The 10,000-nt window shown below is 40.5% G+C and carries 7 protein-coding genes and 2 rRNA genes (2 of these 9 cut by a window edge); 2 read left to right on the forward strand and 7 right to left on the reverse strand.

The genetic code is table 11. From position 1 onward, the window contains the following. The 5 genes from WMO13_RS07700 to rlmD form a co-directional block, all read right to left on the reverse strand. Positions 1 to 1,176: the 5' portion of a Do family serine endopeptidase gene (locus WMO13_RS07700; protein ID WP_034856077.1), read on the reverse strand. The gene continues 234 nt to the left of window position 1, outside the view; the window shows 1,176 of its 1,410 coding nt (coding positions 1-1,176); the start codon lies at positions 1,174 to 1,176; its stop codon lies off the left edge, out of view. Positions 1,177 to 1,294: 118 nt separating this feature from the next. After that, positions 1,295 to 2,425, reverse strand: a complete 1,131-nt coding sequence (gene hemW / locus WMO13_RS07705; protein WP_026879410.1) for a radical SAM family heme chaperone HemW — start codon at positions 2,423 to 2,425, stop codon at positions 1,295 to 1,297. Between the two features lie 136 nt (positions 2,426 to 2,561). Beyond that, complete coding sequence (gene parE / locus WMO13_RS07710) at positions 2,562 to 4,595, reverse strand: DNA topoisomerase IV subunit B (RefSeq protein ID WP_026879409.1); 2,034 nt, start codon at positions 4,593 to 4,595, stop codon at positions 2,562 to 2,564. A 71-nt stretch (positions 4,596 to 4,666) separates the two neighbouring features. Beyond that, complete coding sequence (gene rdgC / locus WMO13_RS07715; RefSeq protein ID WP_026879408.1) at positions 4,667 to 5,554, reverse strand: recombination-associated protein RdgC; 888 nt, start codon at positions 5,552 to 5,554, stop codon at positions 4,667 to 4,669. A gap of 154 nt (positions 5,555 to 5,708) precedes the next feature. After that, positions 5,709 to 7,058: a 23S rRNA (uracil(1939)-C(5))-methyltransferase RlmD gene (gene rlmD / locus WMO13_RS07720; protein WP_034856075.1), complete on the reverse strand. Its 1,350-nt coding sequence runs from the start codon at positions 7,056 to 7,058 to the stop codon at positions 5,709 to 5,711. Positions 7,059 to 7,284: 226 nt separating this feature from the next. Here rlmD and WMO13_RS07725 point away from each other — a divergent pair, with 226 nt between their 5' ends. Both WMO13_RS07725 and grxB read left to right on the forward strand, forming a co-directional pair. Next, positions 7,285 to 7,644, forward strand: coding sequence for a YkgJ family cysteine cluster protein (locus WMO13_RS07725; RefSeq protein ID WP_156923294.1), 360 nt, complete (start codon positions 7,285 to 7,287; stop codon positions 7,642 to 7,644). Positions 7,645 to 7,795: 151 nt separating this feature from the next. Further along, complete coding sequence (grxB, locus tag WMO13_RS07730) at positions 7,796 to 8,446, forward strand: glutaredoxin 2 (protein WP_026879406.1); 651 nt, start codon at positions 7,796 to 7,798, stop codon at positions 8,444 to 8,446. 139 nt (positions 8,447 to 8,585) lie between these two features. Here the strand turns inward: grxB and rrf are convergent. Continuing rightward, positions 8,586 to 8,700, reverse strand: a 5S ribosomal RNA gene (gene rrf, locus WMO13_RS07735). Positions 8,701 to 8,848: 148 nt separating this feature from the next. After that, positions 8,849 to 10,000 (reverse strand): 23S ribosomal RNA (locus WMO13_RS07740); it runs 1,760 nt beyond the window's last position.

Consider the following 10,000-nt stretch of genomic DNA (forward strand, 5'->3'; position numbering starts at 1 on the left):
AGGCTTAGTCTCTTCCACTGCAACGCCTAGCCCATTTTTAGTAGACCCTTTTTTCGCTACCGTTTTAAGACCATCATCATCTAAAGCTTCAATTTTTACTTTGATTGTTTCGATATCACCATTACGAAGTACTTCTAAATCCACTTCCTCACCGCCTTTTACTCGGCTGACTAATACCGGTAATTGACTTGATGAGAGCACCTCTTGATCGTTAAACTTCAAGATAATATCGCCCACTTTAAGATCTGATTTATCTGCAGGGCTATCCGGTACAATACTGGCGATTAATGCACCTTTAGGTGTTTCCATATCAAACGTTTCTGCAAGCGTTGAAGTGACTTCTTGAATTTGTACACCTAACCAACCACGTGATACTTTACCCTCTGTTCGTAATTGCTCGACGATATGCATCGCTAAATCGATAGGAATCGCAAAACTCACCCCCGCATAACTACCGGTACTAGTATAGATCTGAGAGTTAATTCCAATTACTTCACCATCTGTGTTAAATAGTGGACCACCCGAGTTACCGGGATTAATCGCTGCATCTGTTTGAATAAATGGCGTCAATGTATCTTTCGGTAAATTACGACCTAAAGAGCTGATAATACCTTGAGTTGCTGTGTAATCAAGACCAAATGGGGAACCGACTGCCATTACCCATTGCCCTACTTTCAATTTAGACACATCAGCAATTTTTACAACCGGCAATTGATCCGCTTCAATTTTTAAAACGGCAATATCCGTTTTCTGATCCATCCCGACTAACTCTGCAGGTAACTCCCGGCGATCAGCTAAATGAACCGTGATTTTATCGGCATCACCCACAACATGCGCATTAGTAATAATGTAGCCTTCATCATCAATTATGAAACCAGATCCCGCACCTCTCACAATACGCTCTTGCTCTTGTGGCCCACCGTTCCCAAAGAAGAAACTAAAAGGATCATTCTCCCCAAAGGGTGAATTACCGCCCCCAAAAGGAAATCCTTGAAATGGAGACCAAGCTTGAATAGTTTCTGTTGCTTCTGTTGTGATACTAACAACAGAAGCTTTATTCTTCTCAAATAGGTCACTCCAATTCGGCAATTGTGCAAATGCTTGCTGTGCAATGAGCAATAAAATGGCCGAAAGAAAGAGTCCTACTTGCTTCATATAACGATTCGAAAATTTCATCAAATTTCACTCCTTTATATTTATCTGTACAACGTAATATAAGGGTGTAATTTCTTTTTTCAAGGATCCTAACAAATGAAATGGTCGATTTTCTCTAGAGAAATTTCAAGTTCTATCACTATTCAATGAAACTTTCTAGCATAGTATTCACAAAAAGATGCCCCTTTTCTGTAGGTTTAATCATCTCACTAAAATTCTCTAAATACCCTAATTGTCGACATTCTCTCAAGAAAAACGCAATCTCCGTAAGCGGTAAAAAAGTTCTCTCGCTCCAATAGTTGGTCGGCACGCCACTCTTTAAACGTAAAGTATTTAAAAAAAATTCAAAGGGTAAGTCTTTAGGATCTATTTTTGTTTTTAATAAACGTTCCTTCGCCGATTTCTCAATATAGGTTCTTGGGTGTTTTTCCAATTGTGTGCGATAAATCGAGCAATCGTTTTGCATCGTAATCTTCCCATGAGCGCCAGCACCAATTCCTAAATAATCCCCAAACTCCCAATAATTACGATTGTGCTGACTCTCTCTTCCCGGTTGAGCAAAAGCGGATACTTCATAATGCTGAAAACCCGCTTCTCGCAATAATTGATGCGCTTCGATCTGCATATTTTCAATAATCTCCTCTTCCGGTAATTCAGGCTCATATCGATGGAAATAGGTATTAGGCTCTAAAGTCAATTGATAATGAGAAATATGCTCCGGTTTGAGCGCAATAATTTGTCTAAGATCTGATAATGCACCTGATAAATCCTGCCCAGGAAGCCCGAACATCAGATCACAATTAATATTGTCAAACCCTACCGATCGAGCAATCTCAAAAGCTCGAAGTGCCTCTCCACTCGAGTGAATTCGACCAATTTTCTCAAGCTGAATATCATTTAAACTCTGAATACCAATAGAAAGACGATTGATACCAATTTCTCGATAGGCTTTAAAATATTGACTATCCACCGTGCCAGGATTCGCCTCCATTGTAATTTCAATATTGGGATCAAAATTGAGTAACTGCCGAAGCTGACTAAAGAAGCGATCTAATAATTCCGGTGGCATCAAGCTTGGTGTGCCACCTCCAATAAAAATGGAATGGATCCGTCGTCCCCATACCATCGGTAAAATCTCGGTGATATCCTCAATCAAAGTCTGCATATAAGGGACATATAACGTACTATTATTCTTATGAGAATTAAAATCACAATAAGGACATTTTTGAATACACCAGGGAAAATGGATATAAAGAGATAAAGGGATCATGACAAAAAATTCCTTATGAATAGCAAAATAGAGAAATCATCAACAATATAAATGTGAATATGAATAATGAAAATAGAGATAATAAAAAAGTGAGCTATTGCCCACCTTTTCATGACTTCATAATTATTTAAGTAACCTATAGTTCTTGAGAAAAGTGATTACTCTCAATCCAAGCCTTTCTCTCCTGGCGCTGATTACGCGCTAATAATTTATCAAAAACGACTAATGGATTCTCGATGCGCCCCGCTTCATTAACCGCAAACTCAGCATCTAAAGCCTCATCTTCTGAAAGAATAGAATATTCTAAATCATCATTCTCAGCAGAGTGCTTTAACGATTCATTCTCTTTAGACATAGCCGAAGCTTCTAACGCTTCAATATTGGGAGCCACTAACTGTACTAATCGACGAGTATCGGCACTCATTGTCGTTTCACGTAATTGTAACGGATTCATTTCCCCAAGACCTTTAAAACGCGTCACAGACTTCTGACCACGACTATTCTCGTGTTTCTTCAGAATAGCCTCTTTCTCTTCCTCATCAAGTGCGTAAAAAACTTCTTTGCCAATATCAATTCGATACAGGGGTGGCAATGCCACAAATACATGACCTGCTTGTACTAACTTAGGGAAATGACGTAGAAATAGGGCACAGATGAGGGTCGCAATATGAAGACCATCTGAATCAGCATCCGCTAAAATACAGATCTTGCCATAACGCAGTTCATCTAATTTTTCATCATTAGGGTCAACCCCTATCGCTACAGAGATATCATGAATTTCACTAGACGCAAGAATTTCACTTGTCGGCACCTCCCAAGTATTTAGAATTTTCCCTCTAAGTGCCATAACGGCTTGCGTATCTCTATCTCGTGCTTGTTTTGCTGACCCCCCTGCTGAATCCCCTTCCACTAAGAAAAGCTCGGTTTCATTCACATCTGTACTCACACAATCTGCTAATTTCCCCGGCAATTTCGGCCCTTGAGATACACGTTTACGCACAACTGCTTTAGAACTTTTAAGTCGCGCTTGCGCCGTCGAGATCACCAACTCTGCAATCGCTTCCCCTTCTTCTACATGCTTATTGAGCCAGAGCAAGAAATAATCCTTCACTGCACCATTAATAAAGCCGGCTATACTTCGAGAGCTTAAACGCTCTTTTGTTTGTCCTGAAAATTGGGGTTCTTGCATTTTTACGGACAAGAGGTAATTCAGATGTGCAAAAGTATCTTCTGCGGTAATCCGAACACCTCTAGGCAACAAATTACGTTGTTCACAAAATTCTCGTAATGCTTCAGTTAATCCAGACTTAAGGCCATTAACATGAGTTCCTCCTAACATCGTGGGAATCAAGTTGACGTAACTTTCGGTCATAAGAGGTGCGCCCTCTTCACTCCAAGCAAGCCCCCATAATACCTCTTCAGTATCGCCTTTAAATTCCCCGAAGATAATCTCTTTAGGCAGATAGTCGATCTCTTTTAATGCATCATAGAGGTATTCCTCTACCCCTGACTCATAACACCAAACGGTGATTGAATCCTCTTCTCGTACCGTTTCATCAATTAAAGTAATTTTTAGCCCTGCACAGAGAATGGCTTTCGCTTTAAGTAGATCACACAGCGCTTTCTTAGCAATTTTAGGCGTATCGAAATATTTTTCATCAGGTAAAAAACGGATTTCAGTACCTGTAATATTTTTTCCGATTTTACCAATCACTTCTAATTCACTCGCCTTATAACCATCTTTAAAGGTAATGCGATGAATTGCGCTATCTCGACTAACTAGCACTTCTAAACTTTTAGAGAGCGCATTTACTACAGAAACCCCAACACCATGCAGGCCACCGGAATATTGATAATTATCACTATTAAATTTACCACCGGCATGTAGCGTCGCTAAAATAAGTTCCACACCACTCACTTGATGTTCTGGATGAATATCAATCGGCATTCCACGCCCATTATCCTTAACGCCTAACATTCCATCTTTATAGAGGGTTACGGTAATTTCGGTAGCATGCCCGGCAAGCGCCTCATCCACAGAGTTATCAATCACCTCTTGTAGAATATGGTTAGGTCGACTTGTATCGGTATACATCCCAGGTCGTTTACGTACAGGATCTAACCCAGAAAGGACTTCAATTGAACTAGAGGTATAACCTTTTTGACTCATTTTTTCTTTACTCATAAATTGAATAGGTAATATCACACATTATAATATTACGCAAAATAGCAAATAACATCTTATCGATCATAACAGAGATTGTAGAGATCTACGACAAGCGATCTCACAGTATCGACTAATAGATACCCATTCGATTGGGCGACTGCATTTTGATCATCGCTTAACTCAAGTTGCTCTTGAAACTGATCTAAATAGCGCAATCTTTTAATAATAAAATCTTCCCCCAAAGAGAACGTCACTAAGGATTGATAAACTAAACCTAATTTGGTGACGCTCCAGCCTTCAGCAATATTCAGCGCAATCTCTTTAGCATCCATCGGAATCCCCCGATAACGAGCTACCCCTCCCTCATCTTTATTGAGCTCTTTCATTTCGATCTCTTCTAAAAACTCAAAATGTGAGGAAGGTAGCCCTGAATGAACCCAATGTGTCATAATCATCGGCATCTCTACTTGTGGTGCATAGCTTGTGACAGGCAAGGATCCAATACTTTTACGAAGCACCGCCGTCACTAATGAGGCACGCTTTTCACTCACAGCATCTACTACTAGCCAATTTTTCTCTTTATCAATATAGGCCATCATTGAACTTTGTTCAGGATAGACTTGCCCAATAAACTCATTAGTAATAACCTCTTCAAGCTCTTTAAATAATGCTTTATCTGAAAAATCAAGATTCTGTTCTTTCGCCCGCTTAACAACAGCGGTCTGTATTGCTCTTCTCGGCAGTTTTTTAATTTCCATACCAAGTCGAATAAAGTAAGCCCCATTGATCTCTTCCACATAATTCGCACCTTGCGAAAATGCAGGCAGCCAACCATAAGTTTCAAGCTCATCACGGCCACACTCACGCAAAGGATAAGCACTCAGCCACTCTTCTAGCTCTAATGCAGAGAACTCGATAGGTTCATCAAATTTATAGATTAAAATATTTTTAAAGGGTCTCATATCCCTACCCGCTCCTTAAAATAGGAAAAGGGGAGAAACTCCCCTTCTATCATACGTTAATGTCGCATTGCTATGATCTTATAGATACTACTACTATTAATAATAATTATAGCGAAGAAATTGTAAAAATCGCATGACTATTACTAACTTTACATTAATCCTTCAAATGTAATAGCGCCATCGATTCAACATGAGCTGTATGCGGAAACATATCCATCACACCGGCTGATACTAACTCATAAGGGTACTCTTTCGTCAACACTGCTAAATCCCGCGCTAATGTCGCAGGGTGACAGGAAACATAGAGAATCTTCTTCGGCAATAAGGTTCCCAAATAAGGCATCATTTCCAATGCACCTGATCTTGGTGGGTCAATCAAAATCGCATCATAATGCCGATTCATCCAAGGTGCATCTTTTTGGTCTTGCGTTAAATCAGCACAATGAAATTCCACATTTGAAATTTGATTAAACTCAGCATTACGACCAGCCCAATCCGTTAGGCTTTTATCCCCTTCAACCCCAATCACATTTTGCGCTTGAGTCGCAAGTGCTAAAGTAAAGTTCCCAAGACCACAAAAGAGATCTAATACTTGCTCATCCCCTTGTAGATCCAACAATGATAATGCTTGCTTAACCATTTTATTATTCATTGCAGGATTGACCTGCGTAAAATGATAAGGTTTAAAGTAGAGCGTTAAATTATCTAATAATCGATAATAGAGTGCTTGATCAGAAGCCCCTTTTTCCGTTAATGCAATTGTCGTCGACTCATTACCAGGTTGCAAATAGATAATCAAATCGTGCTCTGCTTCAAAGACTTTGAAGATCGCTAAATCTTCTTCAGTAGGAGCCTCTAATACCCGAAAACTTAACGCATGCGCTTCATCACCTACCGCCACTTCAATTTGCGGTAATTTAGATGCAATCGATAATTGACCGATCATCTCTGAAAGCGGATCAATTAAGGCATCAATCTTCTCTTCTAAGATAGGACAACGATGCATATCCACAATATACGGCGTTAAGCGCTCTCTAAATCCGACTAGAACCCGCTCTTTTGCCGGCACATGTTTCACGCCTAATCGCGCTTTATAACGATAATGTTGTGATTCACCTCGGAGATTAGGTAACTGTTGGTATTCTGTCAGTCCTGCTTGACGAGAGAGATTACTTCTTAATTGCTCAGCTTTAAAATCAATCTGACGATCTGCATCTAAGTGCTGTAATCGACAACCACCACAAATACCATAAACGTCACAGAATGGTTCTACTCGATCTTTTGAGGCCACTAATACTTCTGTAGCTTGTGCTTCATCATACTCTTTTTTAACTTTAGTGTAGGTAGCAATGACCTCTTCTTGAGGTAATGCACCATCTACAAAAACCACTTTTTCTGCTACTTTGGCAACACCTCGACCATCATGTGCTAAATCATGAATGGTAACTGTAATAGGTTCAGTTGGAACGCGATTACGGCGCCCTCTTCTAGGATTTCTACTCACAATGACCTCATATTCTATTTTTTAGAATAAGAAGTTTATCACAGCCTCGGCAAAAGGGGAAAAGTCCCGATTATTCTTTCTACTGAAAGCATAAAAAATGAATTCTCATCGCAAGAAACTCTAGTTTATTCAATATTGTTTTATCAAATTACGCTATCATGAGAACTCATATAATTTACATCTTTCCTTACTAATCCTTTCTAGAAAGTAATATCAAGGACACACCATGCAATCTCAAAACACTCTCTTCTTCCCTTGTACTGCATGCGGTGCGTGTTGTAAATATCTCCATCTAGCAGAAGAACTTCAAGAATTTGATCGAGGAGATGGTACCTGCATTCATCTTTTAGAGCCTAGTAATCGCTGTGCAATTTACGAAACTCGTCCTGATATTTGTAATATTCAAAAGCAATATCAACTCCATTATAAAGAAACGCCTTGGACTGAATTTGTTCAAGAAAATCTACAAGTATGCGAAGCTTTACAACTAGATCAAAAAGCAAAAGCAAGATTTGCAGACAGTGATACCGAAATTAGAAGATCAAGTATTAATAACAATGATTACAATGATATTAAAGGTGAATAGATCTATCAGAGTCGCGATGTCACTAAAAGTTTGTTATGCTGAGATAGATTACAATTATCACTTATAATTCAAATCATTATAATATTTTTCGTTAGGGTGGTTTTTATTGTGGTAATTTTCATTAAACACGATTAACTTACTAGAGGTTAAGATGAAACTATATGTATTTGATCATTGCCCATTCTGCGTTCGAGCGATGACTGCAGCGGGATTAAAGCAAAATTATGAGATTCCATTAAGTTATATATTAGAAGATGATGCCGAAACTCCGATAAAAATGATCGGAAAACAGATGGTACCGATTTTAGAATATGAACCTGGGAAATTTATGCCTGAAAGTTTAGATATTGTGCATTATATAGATCAACTTGATAATACACCATTCTTAACAGGTCAACAGAACCCATTTATCGAACAGTGGGTTAATCAGCATTTCGGTACAGTAGGGACATTTATGATGCCACTTTATGCACAAATGGATTTACCAGAAATTGCGACCGATTCCGCTCGTAAGGCCTATATTGAGCGCCATGAAAAAAGTCACGGTAGCTTTGCAGCATTGTTAGCAGAGTCAGATCAAACAGCTCAAAAAATTGAAGCTGGACTTACCCAATTAGAGCAAGAGATCGATATTCAGCACTTAGAGAATCAACAATATTCTCTCGATGATATCCTTCTTTTCCCTATTCTTCGAGCGTTAACCGGCGCAAAAAAAGTCACTTTACCAACAAAAGTTGCTCAATACACCCAACTACTTTCAGAGCAAAGTGGTATTGCGCTTTTCACAGAACAGGCGCAATAAGAGACTCTCTTCTAACCCCCTCTTATAAAGTCGCTTTTGTAACTTATTTTGATAAAAATAAGTTACTAAGTTGATTTTTTTAAAATTTTCCACAAAAGAAAAACCCCTAGTTCACTGAACTAGGGGTTTCTGTATTAAGCCCTGGAAATGACCTACTCTCACATGGGAACTCCCACACTACCATCGGCGCTGCTACGTTTCACTTCTGAGTTCGGGACGGGATCAGGTGGTTCCATAGCGCTATTGTCTCCAGGAAAACTGGTTTGTGTTTGAAGTATTAAATACTCCACTCACGAATAAATTTGATTAGTTGGTTAGTAACAGCAAGTAGACTGTATTCTTCGTTTTAACTTTGGAAACGTTCATGTCTCATTGTAAGACAAATTGTCTAAGACCTATTATATGGTCAAGCCTCACGGTCAATTAGTATTGGTAAGCTCAATGCATTACTGCACTTACACACCCAACCTATCAACGTCGTAGTCTTCGACGGACCTTCAGAGGGGTTAAACCCCTAGGGAAATCTTATCTTGAGGAAGGCTTCCCGCTTAGATGCTTTCAGCGGTTATCCCGTCCGTATGTAGCTACCCGGCTATGCCATTGGCATGACAACCGGAACACCAGAGATACGTCCACTTCGGTCCTCTCGTACTAGAAGCAGCTCCTCTCAAATTTCCAACGCCCACGGCAGATAGGGACCGAACTGTCTCACGACGTTCTGAACCCAACTCGCGTACCACTTTAAATGGCGAACAGCCATACCCTTGGGACCGACTACAGCCCCAGGATGTGATGAGTCGACATCGAGGTGCCAAACTCCGCCGTCGATATGAACTCTTGGGCGGAATCAGCCTGTTATCCCCGGAGTACCTTTTATCCGTTGAGCGATGGCCTTTCCATACAGAACCACCGGATCACTAAAACCTACTTTCGTACCTGCTCGACGTGTCTGTCTCGCAGTCAAGCACCCTTTTGCTTTTGCACTCATAAGCCCGATTTCCGACCGGGCTGAGGGTACCTTCGTACTCCTCCGTTACTCTTTCGGAGGAGACCGCCCCAGTCAAACTACCCACCATACAATGTCCTTAGCCCAGATCATGGGCCTAAGTTAGAAGTCCAAATCTTTCAGGGTGGTATTTCAAGGATGGCTCCACAACAACTAGCGTCGCTGCTTCAAAGCCTCCCACCTATCCTGCACAAAAAGATTCAAAATCCACTGTAAAGCTATAGTAAAGGTTCACGGGGTCTTTCCGTCTTGCCGCGGGTACACCGCATCTTCACGGCGATTTCAATTTCACTGAGTCTCGGGTGGAGACAGCCTGGCCGTCATTGCGCCATTCGTGCAGGTCGGAACTTACCCGACAAGGAATTTCGCTACCTTAGGACCGTTATAGTTACGGCCGCCGTTTACTGGGGCTTCGATCAAGAGCTTCGCTTACGCTAACCCCATCAATTAACCTTCCAGCACCGGGCAGGCGTCAGACCCTATACGTCCACTTTCGTGTTTGCAGAGTCCTGTGTTTTTGATAAACAGTTGCAGCCAGCTTTTCACTG

Origin of the sequence: Ignatzschineria larvae DSM 13226, from assembly GCF_038500265.1 — a bacterium.
Taxonomy (GTDB): domain Bacteria; phylum Pseudomonadota; class Gammaproteobacteria; order Cardiobacteriales; family Wohlfahrtiimonadaceae; genus Ignatzschineria; species Ignatzschineria larvae.